Genomic DNA, 17,218 nt, shown 5'->3' on the forward strand with positions numbered 1-17,218 from the left:
CCAAACTGACGTGAACATTGTCAAGTGAGTTTGATGAGTGGGCTCATCTATTTATAGTATAGACCAATGTCGACGAGTCCTAACATACTTTATTGAGCATACTTTGAAGTCAAAAAAGACTGCATGTAGGGCAGAGGCTGACTCGGCTCGATCCATGCAGTCCATTCAATTGTTAAGCTGAAACGTTAAGCTCTTTCAATACCGCGATCTCGTCACAACAATCCTGCTTGCTGCAATGAACACAGTCCGTCCATACTTTCTCGGGGAAAATTTCTTTTTCCACCACGGCAAAGCCGTTTTTGAGGAAGAAGGATACTTCATATGTCAACGCCATCACCTTGGGAATCTGTTGTTTCTCCGCCTCTTCTACCAATCGATCCAACAATCGGGAGCCAATACCAAGCCCTTTGTGCCCTTCCGAGATACCGAGTGATCTGACTTCTACCAGATCATTCCCCAGACGACAAAGCGATCCGCAACCCACCACTTCACCATCAACTTCGGCTACAACAAAGTGCTCCAGCTGCCGGTGCAGTATTTCCCGTGATCGCGGAAGCATGATCCCACGCTCTGCATAGCCCTTAATCATTTCATACAGTGGTTCAACATCTTCCGGCACGGCTTTTCTGCATATTACCGACATCCTGCTCTCCTCCTATTACCAAGCTTTCCAGAGGAAAGCTGACTTCGTAGTTGTTAAATTAACACGCTCTGTAAAATCAATATGAATAAATATACAACAGAGCGTATAGAATTTCAAGCTACGAATTCAGCGATATGGACCCGATAAACTCCGCAAAAACGTCATTTCCGAACAGGATACCCTGCTCGCTCAGTCGGAAGCCGTCTGCCGTACGCTCAAGCAACCCTGCGTTCAACATTTTACCCAAAGGCTTCGCAAACACTTCTTCCATGGACTCTCCAAACTGTTCGCTAAACCGTGAGGCTGAAGCCCCCTCCAGCATTCTCAGTCCAACCATCAGATAATCTTCCATAGCCTCCGGGCGAGCAATCTCAAAATGATCCAGACGAGGCAATCCTGCTCGTGAAGCTTCAACATAAGGGTTTATACCTTTAATATTCATATGACGTTCGCGGCCTACATATCCATGTGCACCTGCACCCAGACCGTAGTAGTCCTCATTGCGCCAGTACGTAATATTGTGACGACTCTCGAAGCCTGACTTGGCAAAATTACTGATTTCGTATTGTCCATAGCCTGCTTCTTTCATACGTCTCATTAATAGAAGATACATCTCAAGCTCATCATCTTCATGAGGAAGAGGGAGTTGGTTCTTCTGATACAGTGTATGGAAAAGGGTATTCTCTTCCACTTTCAGGCTGTAGATGGAGTAATGCGGCAGATCCAGTTCCAGCGCTTTGTCGATACTCTCATTCAACATCCCTACAGTTTGGTTCGGCAATCCGAACATCAGGTCAATGGACAGATTAGTCAGTCCCGCTTTTCGAGCGTTCTCCAGACTCCGATATACATCATCTGTATTATGAATACGGCCAATGCCTGTCAGCAGATCATTCTGAAAAGCCTGAACGCCAAAGCTGACACGGTTTACGCCGCCTTCTTTCATTGCAGCGAGCTTCTCCGCATCGGTTGTCCCCGGGTTCGCTTCCATCGAAAATTCAATATCGTCGGCCCAATTGGGGAAATACGTCTTCACTGAACGAAGGAATACGGCCATTTCATCCGGTTTCAGAGCTGTTGGCGTACCACCACCTACAAATATGGTCTTGATCTCACCCGGTGGATTTGCCTTAACTGTATGTTCCATCTCCCGTTCCAGCGCTTCGAGATATTGCATCACGGGCTGCTCTTTCAGAACGTAGGAGTTAAAGTCGCAATAAAAACACTTATTCGTGCAAAAGGGAATGTGTAGATACACCGCTTGGGGCGCACCTGTCTTCCGGCTGTGTGCTGCCAATGTCATGGCAAGTCCCCCTCTATTTGAAAAAAGGAAAGCCATCCGGCTTCCCTTTCAGCTTCGTTATTTAATATTCTGTGTTGTACCTGAGAAAAGATATCGTTTATCCTTTCATACACAAATTATTGATGTACCGAAAGGATTCACGTGACGTTTGCAAGCAAACGTCTTAATCATCAATTTTCAGTACCGCCATAAATGCCTCTTGCGGCACCTCAACGTTACCAACCTGCTTCATCCGCTTCTTACCTTCCTTCTGCTTCTCAAGCAGTTTCCGTTTCCGCGAGATGTCACCACCATAACACTTGGCAAGTACGTTTTTACGCATGGCTTTTACCGTTTCACGGGCAACGACCTTGGTACCTACAGATGCTTGAATCGGCACCTCGAACATTTGCCGTGGAATCAGCTCGCGCAGCTTCTCACAGACAATGCGTCCGCGGTTATAGGCACGGTCACGGTGAACGATGAAGGACAGGGCATCAACCTGCTCGCCATTAAGTACAATATCCATTTTCGCCAGATTGGACTGACGGTAACCGGACAGCTCATAATCCAGAGACGCATATCCTTTGGTACCGGATTTCAACTGGTCGAAGAAGTCATATACAATCTCGGACAACGGAATTTCATAGGTAATGGTAACCCGGGTCGTGTCCAGATATTCCATATTCACATATTCACCGCGTTTATTCTGACACAGTTCCATAATGGTACCTACATAATCATTCGGTACGATGATATCTGCCTTAACATATGGTTCCTCGACGTAATCAATCCGTCCCACCTCAGGATAGTTGGATGGGTTGTCGATTTTCATCACTTCACCATTCGTTAAAGTGACGTGGTAGATTACACTTGGTGCCGTTGTAATCAACGGAATGTTGAACTCCCGCTCGATCCGCTCCTGAATAACGTCCATGTGAAGCAGTCCAAGGAATCCACAACGGAATCCAAAACCGAGTGCACTGGATGTTTCCGGTTCAAAGCTCAGAGACGCATCGTTCAACTGCAATTTCTCCAATGCTTCACGCAGATCAACATAGTCGGAGGTTTCGATCGGATAGAGACCACAGTACACCATTGGGTTAATTTTACGATAACCCGGCAAAGGCTCTGGTGTTGGATTTTTGGCATCCGTTACGGTATCCCCGACTTGTGTATCGCCAACATGCCGAATACCTGCAACGATAAATCCAACATCACCCACGTTCAGCTCGTCCACGATGGTCATGCGAGGTTTGAACGCACCAACTTCAATGACTTCAAATGATTTACCTGTTGCCATCATTTTGATTTTGGAACCGGATTTGATTTTGCCGTCGACAACACGTACATATACGATTACACCTTTGTACGGGTCATAGTGCGAATCAAAAATCAGCGCTTTCAAAGGTTGGTCAGGATCACCGGTTGGTGCAGGAACACTTTGCACCACTTGCTCCAAAATTTCTTTGATTCCGATGCCTGATTTGGCCGAAGCCAAAACCGCATTACTTGTGTCCAAACCAATAACATCTTCCACTTCCTGCTTCACCCGTTCAGGATCAGCACTTGGAAGGTCAATTTTGTTGATAACTGGTAGAATTTCAAGGTTGTTATCCAGTGCCAGATACACATTGGCAAGTGTTTGGGCTTCAATTCCCTGAGCCGCATCCACAACCAACAGAGCACCTTCACATGCAGCAAGACTGCGTGATACTTCATATGTGAAGTCTACGTGTCCTGGTGTATCAATCAGATTCAATAAATACTCTTCACCGTCATCCGCTTTGTAAGTCAAAGCTACTGCTTGTAGCTTGATTGTTATTCCACGTTCGCGTTCAAGGTCCATCTTATCCAGAACCTGTTCCTGCATTTCACGCGAAGTGAGCGCACCTGTGTGCTCCAAGATCCGGTCCGCAAGTGTTGATTTGCCGTGATCTATATGTGCAATAATAGAAAAGTTACGAATTTTACGTTGTCTTGCCCGAATGTCAGTCATTCCTTACCCCCAGAAACAGCCTAGTGTCAATCACTTCATTATAACAGTTGAAGCACAGTGCATCAATCCCGTGATGTCTCAACTTTACAATAAAGTGTGATCATACACTCCTAGAGGTTATATTGTACCTTTAATCCATGGTATTTTATTCAGCAACGCCGCTAAAAAGAGAGACCACCCACTTGATTCCACTATGTGAGAGATTTTGCAATAGTCCTGCCGTTTTGTCTGCCAACACATCGACCGGAGCCTTACTCTGATCTGCCCCAAGCACTTGGCTTGGCGACTGAACAGGTACAAATGGGGGTTCTTTGATTTCCTTTTGCACAGGTGCAGCTGGAACAGATTCGGTAACCGGGGAAGTTGGCTCAGTTGTTACCACGTTTGACGTGTCTCCTGATGGATTGCCAGTCTGAAAGTTGCCGCCAGCCAGCTGCATTCCAAACAGAACACCCAACAACATTAATACAGCCATGGATAATAGTCTTTTACCGAATCTGGACATATGCTTAGCCTCCTGTCACTCTCTACTATTTTCATCTTCTTACATATATAATCCCTACCCACCCTGCGACGAGGTTTCCGCACTTGCTTTGTCCACCTTCTGATCTTCCCAATACACTTGGGCAATCATATCTGCGAGGATCTTTGATGTCCGTTGTAACTCAGCTCCTGTATTGTCAATGCCGCCTATCTCGATCAAAATACTGTTGGGTGAAAGTGTTTGGTTATACTCTCCATTGTTGGCGCCTCCGCCATCCTTACCCCACACACCACGGGATACTCCCGGGTACTTGGCTTCCAGCTTCTTATGGATTTTCGCTGCAAAGGCTTCATTCTGCCGCCAATTTGGATTTTCATGTCCAATAATGAAATACACTTTGGCGTAGCCCAAGTCATTAATTGTCGTTGTTGTTTTGCCATGACGCTGTGAATCGCGGTGAATGTCTATGAGATACGTCAGATCATCATTTTGAGCAAGTGCCGCTTTTACCGTTTGACGAGAATATTTATAGGAATAGTTCCAGTTATAATCCTTTACTTTAGTCGGGTAATCATCCTTGGCGTGCTCTACGCCGATTCCCAGCTTCTCCAGACTGTCTGAGAGATAGGTGCCCACTTGAAACACATTGCCGGTTGATTTGCCTGATGATGGATTATCACTTTTGGTACCTAGCAATGGATTGTATCCTTCCCGTGGATGGGAATGATAGATAAGAATTGATTTTTTGCCTGTTGTCGGGGAGCCTGAATTATCTTTCTCTCCATTCTTCGCTGGGGGATCTGCCTTGCCTTCTCCATCCCCAGGCTCGCTCGAATCAGGCGGATCCGTATTGTCCTGACCTGGTGGAACATGCAGTTCACTACCGGGTTTCCCTCCACCTGCGGAAGCTGTATCCGTAAGACCAGGACCGGGCTGATAATCTTCGGGAGCCTCTGCCTTTTCGTTACCAGATCCAGGACGGAGCAGAACAGGTTGGTTGGAACCCATGCCCGGCATTTCTCTCGCAATCAGGCTCTTGGGATCTTGAGGATTTACATTCGTTAGTAATTGGAAAACAAATGAAGTGAGATTCTCACCGGATATGGCAGAGGTCTGTTCTTTCTGGGTGAGATGGGGCATCTCCATACCGAGCATATCGACGAAAAAGCGGCTTGATACAGCACTCGCAAATCCTTTCATCGAAGAAACGGGGGAATTATTCAAGCGTTTCTCTGCCATGCCCCCAAGACCAAGTACGACAAAAAACAAGGCAGATATGATCATAAGCAACAACAACGTACGGCCCATGGCCAGCACGTGCAGACATCTTTTTTTCCACTTTCCAATATTCCAGGCCAATATCTTGTTCATTCTGCTGTCTCCTTCCCTGCTGGACAACTCTTATACTTCAACTCTATGAGCCCGCCCAATCTGATAGAACAGGAAAATGAAAGATTCCAGAAACAAAAAAAAGAAAGTCCGATAGATTCGGACCTTCTTCTCAGTTTTAAGTTTTAAGTTTTAATGTGTATAAGCAGCTACGTTATCAGGATTCACTGCATCATGGAGTGCGGCATTAAGTCCCGTGGCGATGACGTTGGCAATGCCCTCAATAAACTCATCGATTTCCTTCGGAGTAACAATGAGGTCATGACCCAGCGGCTCCAGTACCTCTTTGACCAGACTTAAGCGATCTTGCTCACCAATGTCGTCCAGCATGCCCATGATCTGTTTTGTCTGATCCGTTTCCTGGCGGAAGTGTGAGCGCATCATCTCAATCACATTGTTCACAATGGTGGACGCATAACATACGGTAGGCACTCCGATGGCGATGCATGGCACGCCTAATATCTCACGAGTCAGGCCACGCCGTTTGTTTCCAATACCGGAACCAGGATGGATACCAATATCGGCTACCTGAATGGTTGTATTTACACGTTCCAGAGAACGGGAGGCCAGGGCATCAATTGCAATAATAGCATCTGGCTTGGTCCGGTCTACAATCCCCTGTACGATGTCACTGGATTCAATGCCCGTTGTCCCTAACACACCAGGAGCAATTGCGCTGACCTCCCGATATCCTGGCGCAACCTGATCGGGCACCAATTCGAAATACTGACGGGTTACCATCAGATTTTCCACAACAAGTGGACCGAGTGAATCCGGGGTGACATTCAAGTTGCCCAGACCAACAATCAAGACCTTGGATGTTTTGTTGATTCCGGCCTTGATCATAAAATCTTCCATCTCGCGTGTGAACTCGGCAGCAACACGTTCCTGTAAATCCGTATCCCCATTCCGTAGTGAGGGGACTTCCAACGTGACATAATGACCTTTCACCCGACCAATGGCTGTGGCTGCTTCATCATTAAGTACATCAATACGTGTAATTGTAATGCCCTCTTTTTTTTCCACATCTTCCCGCAATCCGGGAATCGTCTGTTTCTGTCCACCTTGCGCCATTTCCTTGGAGTCGATGGCCAAATCGGTACGAACTGTATAGTTTTGCAAATCCAGTGTCATTCTGTCCCTGCCTCCCTTACCGCATTTGAGCATATTGTGTGGGAAAAAGAGTTTCTTTATGCAGCATGTCGAACATCGTAGGAATATCTGTTGCATTTTACATGCTAGCGTGATAGAATATTTTAAGTTGTGAAACGTTTGTATTCATGCAAATGCCTTACAGGAGGTGAATGTAATGCCAAACATCAAATCCGCTGTTAAACGCGTAAAAACGAGCGACAAGCGCCGCGCACTCAACGCTTCCCAGAAGTCTGCACTCCGTACAGCTGTTAAAGCTGCTGATGCTGCTCTGGTAAGTAACGAAGTTGATACTGCAAAAGCTGCGATTCAAGCTGCTTCCAAAAAGCTGGACAAGGCTGTAACTAAAGGTCTGGTTCATAAAAATGCTGCAGCACGCAAAAAGTCTCGCTTGGCGAAAAAACTGAACGCTCTTTCCGCACAAGCGTAAGAAGCGTTACTTATACGATCCAATGGAAAAATCCTGAACAGCATAGGCTTTCAGGATTTTTTAGTATCTGATTCGATAAGTATAAGACACAGACAAAGCGACCTTTATTCCGATGATCTAACCATCATGGAGCAAAGGTCGCTTTGTTTGTTATTTACACTAGTAATCTATTACGGTACCTATTTTTTACGCACCAAGTCTTAATAAGAACAGCTCCAGACCAAGTACTTTATCCACCGCTCCTGTTTTCATCTGGTAATCCAGTTCGCTGAGGTGACTCAAGATCATTCTCAGACGATCCGCCTGAAACTTGCGAGCTTGTTCTCCAGCAATCTTAACGGCATATGGATGCAGGCCAAGCTGACTGGCGATCTGCTGTTGGGAGTAGCTTTGTTGGCCCAACTCTTTAACTTGAATCATGATCCGAAACTGCCGAGCGATCAAAGCCGCAATTTTAATCGGTTCTTCCCGCTGCTTCAGCAACTCATAGAACAGAGCCAATGCCTTCTCCAGTCGCAAATTAGCCAGTTCTTCCACCAGTGAAAATACATTCTGCTCTGTACTGCGGGCAACCAGCGATTCAATATCAGCACGCTTAATAGTCCCACCATTACCCGCAAACAAACATAACTTGTCTACTTCAGCAGACAGGGTCTGAAGACCTGTTCCTGCATAGTTGATTAATGTTTCCGCCGCTCCTGTCTCCAAGGAAACATCCCGCTGCTTCGCCAGTTTCACGATCCAATTCAACAGCTCATCTCCACTTAGTGGAGCAAAAGCAAGAACGACTGCCTGTTTCTTGACAGCCTTCACCAGTTTCTTGCGCTCATCCAGCTTATCCCCTTGGGCCAGGAAAACAATCGTACTGTAATCTGCCGGATTTTCCATATATGTAAGCAGACGATCAACCTGATGTTCAATCTTGGATTCTTTACCTGCAGTGAACAGGCTCGCGTCCCTTACAATAATTAATTTGCGTGGAACGAGAAAAGGTACGGTCTCTGCTTCTTCAATAACGACCTCCACAGCCGTCTCAGACAAATCATATGGAATAATCGCAAAATCACGATGTTCTTCTTCAATAACCTGTTCTTTTAACATATCCGTAAATTGCTGTATCTGGTACTTCTCCGTTCCGTACAGCACATAGATCGGTGCCGTTTCTCCATTACGTATTGCCTTTGTTGCACTTTTTACATCCATTCACGGCGCCTCCTTATCCCTCTTATCCTACCAGAAAAAGCGCAAGACAACAAAGGGACCTTACATCCAGTTGCGGATGAAGGTCCCCTGTCCTACATCTATATAAACGCAGACACCAGCCATTCTAGAAAAAGCCAGCGCGCGGTCATACGACGTCAGTTGTTTGAACTGAGATAGGACTTTTTGTTACTTCCATTATATGCTTGTCATACTGAAAATGTTCTTTCGTTTGAGGAGTGAACTTCCCAATCTTAATTATTTCGCAGAAGCTCCACCTGAAACGGCAGGTACATTAAACGAATTCTTCGCCGTTGTTCCGTCCTTGTCCGTTTCGTAATTAAATAGGGTACCATCCTTAGACCAACTCGCTGACTTCAGTGTGCCCTCTATACTGCGTTGTTCAACCAAATTTAGAACATCCGGTTCGCCCACAGGTTTCGAGTATATGCTGATTTGATCACCAATAAGCATAACTACATAAGAGCCGTCAGGTGATTTCCATTCTTTTGGTGCTGCCGTTGTACTCATCTCCTGATCCGGTCCTGCTGCGAATCCTTGGCTTCCTCCAGAGGCGTCTGTACCTGCAGCGGATGTAGCGGAATCAGGAGCAGAATTACCTTCTATCGGAGCATCTTCATTTACATTCGGTACGATTGTCTGAGAAGTGAAGGAATCTCCATTGTCTGTTTCAGTTACTCCATTCTCTTCCCCATCTGCAGGAGTTCTGGGCGCACTTCCTGAATCTGGATTTTTCTGCTCGGAATCTTGATCCTGAACTTGATTCCTTTGATTATCGGTCGTAGGTGTTTTGGACGAATTGTCTTGTGTTCCTTTATTTGAAGAAGGCGTTGATTCAGTAGCCGGTTGTTGAGGAGTCGGATCTGACCGAACCTCAGGCTCCTGCACCTTTTCTCCACCATTCTCTTCGGGAGTTGTTTCTGTTCCCAGGTTATCCCCTTCCGTTGAGGAAGTATTCGAATTATCCACAAATACATCGTTGCTGCTTGGTGTGGAAGAAGCTGCTGGATCATTATTCTCAATATTCTTGCTCAATGGATTCTCATCCACATTGCCACTCTCTTGAGAAGCTCCAGAGCTCAGCATCATGGAATCGGCATTCTCAATCTGTTCAGGCTGATATCCCCAGATGGCAAATCCCAATACAACTGCCGCAGCCGCTGCCCCCATGGACATACGTCCTGCCATCGAGTTGAGCCATTTTTGCTTCGTTTTCCGCTCACTTGAACGTTGTAAATTCTCAAATGTAGCAGGGACAGGATTCATTTCCTGTATGGTGCTGCTTTGTTCCTTCCGCGCTTCGTCAATGGCATCAAGTTGTGGCATAATTGCATCAACCAGACTGAATCTCGGGCTTACTTGCGGTAATTCTTCCAGTTCTCTGGAAAGAGCTCTGAGTAAACTAAAATTCTCGGCACACTCCGGACACTTCGCCACATGCTGTAGCATCTGCGCGGTTTCCGCCTCGCCCAGATCATGATCCAGATAGCGGTGCATCCATTCCACCACCTCTTCGCATTTCATCCTGTCACACCACCTTTCTGATATTCCTGTAGTAGATTCTGTAATTGCTGCCTGGCTCTAAATAAATAAGATTTCACCGTATTCAATGGAAGATCGAGACAATCCGCAATTTCATTGTAGGATAAGTCCTGCAAATATCTTAGAACAATAACGGTCCGATGATGCTCGGGAAGCTTGTTGATCGCATCCTGAATGTCTTGGGCCACATATGTAGACATGACCTCGTACTCCACATCCTGATTATCCTGAAAAACCATGTCATGTTCGTCAATGGAGACGGATGGTTTGGTTCTTCTGAATTTATCAATACAGATGTTCGTGACGATGCGTTGTACCCAGGTTTTAAATTGGGCTTTTTCTTCGTATGAGTTGATTTTGGTGTAAATTCGGATCAATGCTTCCTGAGCAGCATCCAAAGCGTCCTGTTCATTATTTAGAATGTAATATGCGGTCCGATAGACATGTTGTTCAATCTCCCGCAATAGGGTAATTAGAGCGTCGCGATCGCCCGATTGAGCGGCTCTGATGAGTTCCGGCTCTACCACAAAGGATCCCCCTCTCCCTGCAACCTTACAGACGTGATCATCAATAAAATTGTTGCAAAGTTAAGTATTTTTTAATTTGCCATAACAAAATAACGGCGTATGTATTTGGGCCGCTGAAATCTTCTCTTAGAATAACAGAAATTGCATAACGAGTCACCAAACGTATCCAAAAGGGATTCCATTACTTACACGACTCAATTCAAATGCAATGGCATACATTATAGCTAAGCACTTTTTGGTTCTGAAAATAAAAAAAAGTCGAAATTTGTCCAAATTTAAGCTGATTTTAATGCAATTTTCATGAAAATGGTGTATTGTAAATTTACATTCATAAAACACGAGGTGATGAGCATGCCAGCTCTAGCGAAAATTCAAGCTTTAAAAGAACAAATGCCCAAAGAATACCAAAGTATTTCCCACTTTGTGGAACATGCACTGGAGTCCATTGATACTCTGGTTGAGGAACATCGTAAGTATGTAGCTGCACAGGCATTATACGGCGATAAAATCGTTGGATCGGAAGAACGCTTGTACAGAGAAACCGTACTTGATGTCAGAGCACAGCTGTTGATGACTCTTGAAAAAACGGTAGAAGATCTGTTGCACAAGGGTGACAAACATTGGAACAAACACTTTAAGGATGGCGTGGAGTAGTTCTTATATTTCTTCTACATTTTGAAAAAATGGCCCGTTTTCCGATATTCTCCTTCGTGGAGTGTAACGGAAAGCGGGCTTTTTTTGTGTGCTGTGCTATAACTCGCGATCAAATGAAGTGATGAATTAATAGCGCATGGACGTCTTCTTTCTCAGCCTGTATATGTTAAAATATAGTAAATCTCAAGTCTACTCGTTGTTGAATATAGTTTTTTAAGATGGAGGTCAATATTTGAAATGACAAAAACTCATAGAATCCATAGGCCGCGCGGAAAAATACTTGCAGCTATATTAACTGCAATTGTAATTTCACTTGTAATGGGGTTATATCACTACGTTCCCTTGGATGAAAGAATAGAGAATGCCCACTATTATTCATTCGGATATACATTTGCGGTTGGATTATTGATTAACCTCGCTATTTTACTTTTCTTAATTATGCCACTTTCCATATTGGTGGATGGATTACTTTTATACAGAAGAAAAGATAATACGTATATGAGATTGCTTGTTGCTATTGCGGCATATGGTCTATTAGGCTTCATAGGTGGAATTATCTACTCGATATTTACACTTAACTTCATTACTTTTTCTGGTCAGACTATCCACATTATTATAAGTTCTCTTATCTTTTTTGCCTTACAGTTGGTATTAAATCGGAGCTTTTTTCACTTATCTTCACACCGATAGTACGACTTAACCCATAAGGTTTCCATTTAGTAAACTTAGGCTTCCAATAGTGATGTCACTTCAGTATCATCACAAACCAATGGATAACTCAACGAAACATTAAGAACAGTCTAGAAAACTACAGACTGTTCTTAATGTTTCAACTAACGTTCCTTCTTAGCTTAATATATCAGGCTCAAAGTTTCATTTATTATAGAACATTTTCATTTTCTAATTCATCATTCCAATGATTATCGGTATACCCACGGCTGTTGTTCCATTCTGCTAACATTTTTCTTTGTCTCAATTCTAAATCTCTGTAAGGGGCTGCTACAAACTCGATGTCGTGGAACAAATCATTATATATAGGCAATTCGCTATTTAATTCCTTGAATTTTTTAAATGCACCTATATCCTTATCATTTGCAGCCCAAACCACTTTTTTAATCAAAGACAACACGATCGTACCTGTGCACATGGGACAAGGCTCACAGGTAGTATATAGGGTAAGTTCATTTTTAGGAATAAATTTCTTGCTCTCAAGATGAAGTATCATATTTCCAGCTTTTCTTATAGCGTCCACTTCGGCGTGTGCTGTAGAATCACAGCTTGAAAAAACTCTGTTCCTACCTCGGCTTACAACTAAACCATCTGCATCAATAATAATTGCACCGATAGGAAAAGTACCCTCATCTCTAGCCTTTTCTGCTTCTTCAAAAGCTAAAAGAAGGTTTTCGTAATGCTTGTCCAAATTATACACATCCCATCTCAGTCATTCCCAACAATAATATATTCCAGAAATATACCGCTACTCCTTCTCCCATAAAGCTACTTTTTTCACGGCTACGCTACCCTGCCCGTTTATACAGCTCATGTAAAATCCATCACTCATCTGCAACCAACTTGTACCGGATATCAATCTTTCCATCTTTCACTTTCATCTGTACCTCACCCATCTGATCGGTCCGATAAATCTCTGACACGGTAGCTTCCAGACGTTCCATCACTCCCGGATTGGGATGCCCATATGTATTGTTAACACCAGCAGAAATCACGGCGGTTTTGGCGTTCCAGTATTGAAGCCAGGCTTCGGTTGACGACGTTTTACTCCCATGATGAGCGACCTTTAACACGTCAATGGAGACAGATGCTGGTGGAGCAATATTTGAATTTTCCGGCAACAGGCCTGTAAGTCCCCTTTGTACAACTCCCTTTGTAACTCCAATATCTGCACCTTTCTGTTCAAACTGGGCAGCCAATGAGCCGTCCTGAATCATATAGAGCAGGTCCTGCTCGGCTGCTGCATCCATGTCCCCGGTGAACAGCATGGAAGTGCCAGCCATGTCCAGCAAAAAGACAACCGAATCATGATTCTGGTGTTCCGACACAGGCAAATTGCCTAATGCATTTACATCCATATGCGCCAGATCTGGAGCTATAAAACGTAAACTTGTCTCTTTATCAGCCTTATAAGTCATACCCTGCTGAATAGCGTAAAGAGGAATTTTTCGTTCCATGGCTGTATTCAGTAACTTATCAAAGTTCTCCTTACCGCTGGTCGTTCCATTAAACATGAACCGTTTAACCGGAATCTGTTCCAGCACAGCCTGTAGCCCTCCGGCATGATCCTGATCGGCATGTGTTACAATGACAGCGTCCAGTTGGTGGATGCCTCTCTTTTTCAATAAAGGAACAACCACCTTGGCTCCGACCTCATACGGATCACGTCTTGTTTTCCACGATTGCTCGGTGTTCCCAAAGTTAACTGTTCCCCCGCCATCCACCAAAATGTGTTTGCCTTCCGGGGTTGTGATCAACGTACCGTCCCCTTGTCCAATATCCAAAAACTGCACAATGCCGGTTCCAGCAGGCTTGGGAGTCTGATATGCCCACCACAAGCCAGCAACAAAGCTGAGCGCGAGCAAACCGCACAACCATTGCTGAGCTTTACTCATTCGTTCATGTGCATAATAACCTGCACCTCGTGCGGTAAATGCACTTGTATACTCCGGCCAGGCAATACTGGCTCCTAATATGGTTAACGAAGTTTCTTTTCCATCTATACGTTTCTTACCTTGATCCTGATCCTGTGCCACGTTAGACATCGAAGAGCGAATGCCCCTATTCCCCATGGAAACTATATGTTGTCGCCTCACAAGAGGAGCTGTATCCTCCTCAATAAACGCCGTTTCCCGCTGTTCACCATTGCCACGATGCAACAAGTAGAGTAAGGCATACAACACGGTATAATATGCGGCTATCCACAACAGGGAAGGTGTTGCCCAGATCAACACAAAACCTGGCAGGCTGTTCATCCACTCTACGCTTACAAATGTCAGCTGATTCAGTTGAATCGCAATCCATGCGAGAGGTCTCGCCAAGGGAACCCATATGAATGACAATAGCATGGCGACCGTCCCCAGAGGTAATATAATGGCGCTAATCAGAGAAACCAGTAGAAAGTTGGCCACAAATGAGAGCAATGAGAATTGGTTGAAATACAAGATGGTTACTGGAAAAGAAATCAGCTGAGCGGTCACCGTAACCGATGCTGTTGCAGCAAGAGATTTCGGCCAACTGCCGAACAGTCGGCTAATCAACGGCATGTAGATCATCAAACCTGCGGTTACGAGAAAGGATAACTGGAAGCTCACACTTAGCAAAAAGTACGGGTCCCACCACATCATCAGCAAAGCTGCTGCACTAATCATCTGGAGACCGTCTCTGGCGAGACCACGGCGTGCCATATACAAACCAATCATGGACATAATCCCTGCCCGAATGACTGAAGGTGAACCACCGGATAACAGTACATAAGCTGGCACCAGGATCAGAACAATCGTGAGTGCCGTCTCTCTGGTAAGCTTTAACCAGGATAGAATAAGGAGAAGAGAAGCTACATATACAGCGACATGAGTTCCGGAGATCGCCAGGATATGCGTTAGACCCAGTTGTGAAAACTGACCATAAGTTCCTGGATCAATATCATTAGCCATCCCGATGATCAAGCCCTTCATATAGCCTGCATGGGGCTCAGGAAATAACTGCTCTATCGCCGAACCCAACCTATGCCTCGTCCAATCCGTCCACCGTAGTACGTTAAATTGTCCAATGCCCTCAGGAGGCGTAGCTGTGACCGAGCCGACTCCCTTCACTTTGAACAACCAATGGATATGGAGGGTTCGCAAATAACTGCGATAATCAAACCCACCAAAGTTCCTCGCTTCGCCCGGAAGGGCAAATGAACCATCAAGTGTGATTAAATCACCCCGCTTCCAGCCCGCTGCTACTTGTTGTTCTTCTTCCTCCAACAGTCTGACTTGTACCATCAATTGTTCATCTATTTTGAATGCAGATGATGTTGCCAGACTTGTATCTGTTGATGAATCCGATAAGGGCATTATTGAAGACATCTGTATCTTAAAGTCAGCCCGATCTCCATCAATACGTACATCCGACACAAGCTCACCCTGAATTTCGGCTACCGAACCGTCAAGCTCTTTAGTAGCGATATGAGTAGTCTCGGACAGGCTACTGTGATTGCGTGCGTCATTCCATTCCCAATGTGTAGCACCTCCAATAAGGGCAACGAGTAAAAAGAAAATGGACCATCCACGTACATCTATGAAACGAAGCAGAAGTGGCAGACACGCCAGCGCTCCAATCATTCCCCAGATTAACGTCCAACCGGTTAACACACATGCCATCCCGCTACCGCATAACCAGCACATCGTAAAAGTCAGCAAAGGTCTGCCTTTCATGCGTCTCCCTCCTTCACGTCACGCGTTGAACGCAGAAAAACCCCCGAAAAGCCAATTCAGGCTTGCCGGAGGTTCTCCCTCGCATATTCGACCATATTCACATTAATTGCTCACAGTCATCATCGTTTCCCGCGGGGGCTGGTAATTCTCCAGCCTGCGGAACGTTATGCCCTTCTGTTCCATCATATTCGTAACCTTACGCGTATCTTTAGGATAAGAGCGATGAAACACGATTTCTGTAATACCACTGTTCGCAAGCATATTGGCACATGTCCAGCAAGGTTCGTCGGTCACATACACAGACGAGCCTTCGCGGTCGATTCGATCTGTGAATAAAAGCAAATTTTGCTCCGCATGGATTGTGCGAATGCAGCGTTGCTTTTTCACCATTTCTTCCTGACCATCAGTCACAACCAACTCATATTCTTCCGATATCATGCAACCCGCTTCAGAACAGTCCGGAACACCAGTGGGTGCACCATTATAGGCTGTTCCCAGCAGTTTCTTTCCCTGAACTAGCACGGCACCTACATGACGACGCGAACAGCGGGAACGGGTGGAAACCATATACGCGATGTCCATAAAATACGTATCCCAGTCCTTGCGTACCTCTACTGTACTCATGCTGCTTTCCTCCCGCTCAACACATTTTTTATTCTAATATTACCGTATCTGCACATATGGTGCCATCTTCTCCAGCATCTTCATGCCGATTCCTTTGACCTTTGTCAGATCACTAACTTTTGTGAAAGGGCCATGTGCATTTCGATAGTCCACAATGGCCTGAGCTTTCTTCTCTCCGATTCCGGGGAGCTCTGTAAGCTTGGAGACAGGTGCACTATTCACATCAATCTTGCCATTATCGCTTGCTTCCTCACGAACGATAGATGAATTACTACTTGATGCCGTCTCGGAGGTAACCGAAGGATTGGATTTCGTATCTTGCACTACCGGTTCAGTCGAAGCAGCAGTAACCAATGAAATATCGTTCGTCTGAGTTGGAGTTTGGGCTACTGGATCAACTTCAACTGCACCAATCAAGCTTTCTTTAGACTCTCCTACCTTTGCATCATTCCCAGTATGCATCCCATTTGCATCCGTTCCTGAAGATGCCCCTGGTTTGCCCTGAACCGAAGTAGCCGACTGTACAGCAGGAAGTTCCTGCTCTAACGTCGGCTTCTCGGTGCCGAGCTGCAAGGGTTCCCAGCCACTAGGTGGTTGTTCACTTTTGCCCGACCATAATATGAGTATACTTCCAACCACCGCAGCAGCAATGGTCATTCCTTTGTTCCATCTCATTTCTTCCACACCTCTCCCTGAATTCAAAATCATTCATTTCGAACACGGGCGGTGCTTCCGAACCGTTGAACATCCCTGATGAAACAAGTTATGCATTTTTCATGTCATGTGAAACAGGTCCTCACGCATAGAATAGAGGGAATGAACTGCGCCAGTACCGTAAAGC

The 17,218-nt window shown here is 45.2% G+C and carries 15 protein-coding genes; 2 read left to right on the top strand and 13 right to left on the bottom strand.

The window, feature by feature from the left end; translation table 11 throughout:
* Positions 1-172 precede the first annotated feature (172 nt).
* From MKY85_RS21390 to gpr, 6 genes are all read right to left on the bottom strand, one after another.
* Positions 173-643: an N-acetyltransferase gene (locus MKY85_RS21390; RefSeq protein ID WP_017687214.1), complete on the bottom strand. Its 471-nt coding sequence runs from the start codon at positions 641-643 to the stop codon at positions 173-175.
* A 118-nt stretch (positions 644-761) separates the two neighbouring features.
* Positions 762-1,946 (bottom strand): radical SAM family heme chaperone HemW, encoded by a 1,185-nt coding sequence (gene hemW / locus MKY85_RS21395; RefSeq protein WP_342570697.1) that lies wholly within the window; start codon positions 1,944-1,946, stop codon positions 762-764.
* A gap of 163 nt (positions 1,947-2,109) precedes the next feature.
* Entirely contained in the window at positions 2,110-3,924 is a 1,815-nt protein-coding gene (lepA, locus tag MKY85_RS21400; RefSeq protein ID WP_076332291.1) for a translation elongation factor 4, read from the bottom strand.
* Between the two features lie 145 nt (positions 3,925-4,069).
* On the bottom strand, positions 4,070-4,429 hold the full coding sequence (locus MKY85_RS21405; protein ID WP_339256494.1) for a hypothetical protein: 360 nt from the start codon (positions 4,427-4,429) through the stop codon (positions 4,070-4,072).
* 54 nt (positions 4,430-4,483) lie between these two features.
* Positions 4,484-5,779: a stage II sporulation protein P gene (locus tag MKY85_RS21410; RefSeq protein WP_339256496.1), complete on the bottom strand. Its 1,296-nt coding sequence runs from the start codon at positions 5,777-5,779 to the stop codon at positions 4,484-4,486.
* Between the two features lie 150 nt (positions 5,780-5,929).
* On the bottom strand, positions 5,930-6,931 hold the full coding sequence (gene gpr / locus MKY85_RS21415) for a GPR endopeptidase (RefSeq protein ID WP_253439436.1): 1,002 nt from the start codon (positions 6,929-6,931) through the stop codon (positions 5,930-5,932).
* A 175-nt stretch (positions 6,932-7,106) separates the two neighbouring features.
* Between gpr and rpsT the strand changes: the two genes are divergently transcribed.
* Positions 7,107-7,379, top strand: a complete 273-nt coding sequence (gene rpsT / locus MKY85_RS21420; RefSeq protein WP_024628504.1) for a 30S ribosomal protein S20 — start codon at positions 7,107-7,109, stop codon at positions 7,377-7,379.
* A 186-nt stretch (positions 7,380-7,565) separates the two neighbouring features.
* On the opposite strand, the gene holA is transcribed toward rpsT, so the two are convergent.
* The 3 genes from holA to MKY85_RS21435 form a co-directional block, all read right to left on the bottom strand.
* Positions 7,566-8,582, bottom strand: a complete 1,017-nt coding sequence (gene holA, locus MKY85_RS21425) for a DNA polymerase III subunit delta (protein ID WP_339236086.1) — start codon at positions 8,580-8,582, stop codon at positions 7,566-7,568.
* 255 nt (positions 8,583-8,837) lie between these two features.
* Positions 8,838-10,124, bottom strand: a complete 1,287-nt coding sequence (locus MKY85_RS21430; protein ID WP_342570698.1) for a zf-HC2 domain-containing protein — start codon at positions 10,122-10,124, stop codon at positions 8,838-8,840.
* Positions 10,121-10,669 carry a sigma-70 family RNA polymerase sigma factor gene (locus tag MKY85_RS21435; protein WP_017687205.1) on the bottom strand — a complete coding sequence of 183 codons (549 nt, stop codon included), beginning with the start codon at positions 10,667-10,669 and terminating at the stop codon, positions 10,121-10,123. The genes MKY85_RS21430 and MKY85_RS21435 overlap by 4 nt, the downstream gene beginning before the upstream one ends.
* A 351-nt stretch (positions 10,670-11,020) precedes the next feature.
* Here MKY85_RS21435 and MKY85_RS21440 point away from each other — a divergent pair, with 351 nt between their 5' ends.
* The gene (locus MKY85_RS21440) at positions 11,021-11,323 is read left to right on the top strand and encodes a hypothetical protein (protein ID WP_062835531.1); all 303 of its coding nucleotides are present in this window, start codon (positions 11,021-11,023) and stop codon (positions 11,321-11,323) included.
* Positions 11,324-12,203: 880 nt separating this feature from the next.
* Here MKY85_RS21440 and MKY85_RS21445 read toward each other — a convergent pair.
* The 4 genes from MKY85_RS21445 to MKY85_RS21460 all read right to left on the bottom strand — a co-directional run bounded on the left by MKY85_RS21445 (position 12,204) and on the right by MKY85_RS21460 (position 17,052).
* Positions 12,204-12,743, bottom strand: coding sequence for a nucleoside deaminase (locus MKY85_RS21445; RefSeq protein ID WP_339236093.1), 540 nt, complete (start codon positions 12,741-12,743; stop codon positions 12,204-12,206).
* A gap of 133 nt (positions 12,744-12,876) precedes the next feature.
* Positions 12,877-15,753, bottom strand: coding sequence for a ComEC/Rec2 family competence protein (locus MKY85_RS21450; RefSeq protein ID WP_342570699.1), 2,877 nt, complete (start codon positions 15,751-15,753; stop codon positions 12,877-12,879).
* Positions 15,754-15,855: 102 nt separating this feature from the next.
* Positions 15,856-16,377 (bottom strand): deaminase, encoded by a 522-nt coding sequence (locus MKY85_RS21455; RefSeq protein ID WP_339236098.1) that lies wholly within the window; start codon positions 16,375-16,377, stop codon positions 15,856-15,858.
* A 39-nt stretch (positions 16,378-16,416) separates the two neighbouring features.
* Complete coding sequence (locus tag MKY85_RS21460) at positions 16,417-17,052, bottom strand: helix-hairpin-helix domain-containing protein (RefSeq protein ID WP_342570700.1); 636 nt, start codon at positions 17,050-17,052, stop codon at positions 16,417-16,419.
* Positions 17,053-17,218 lie beyond the last annotated feature (166 nt).

It is taken from the genome of Paenibacillus sp. FSL R5-0749, assembly GCF_038595085.1.
Classification (GTDB): Bacteria; Bacillota; Bacilli; order Paenibacillales; family Paenibacillaceae; genus Paenibacillus.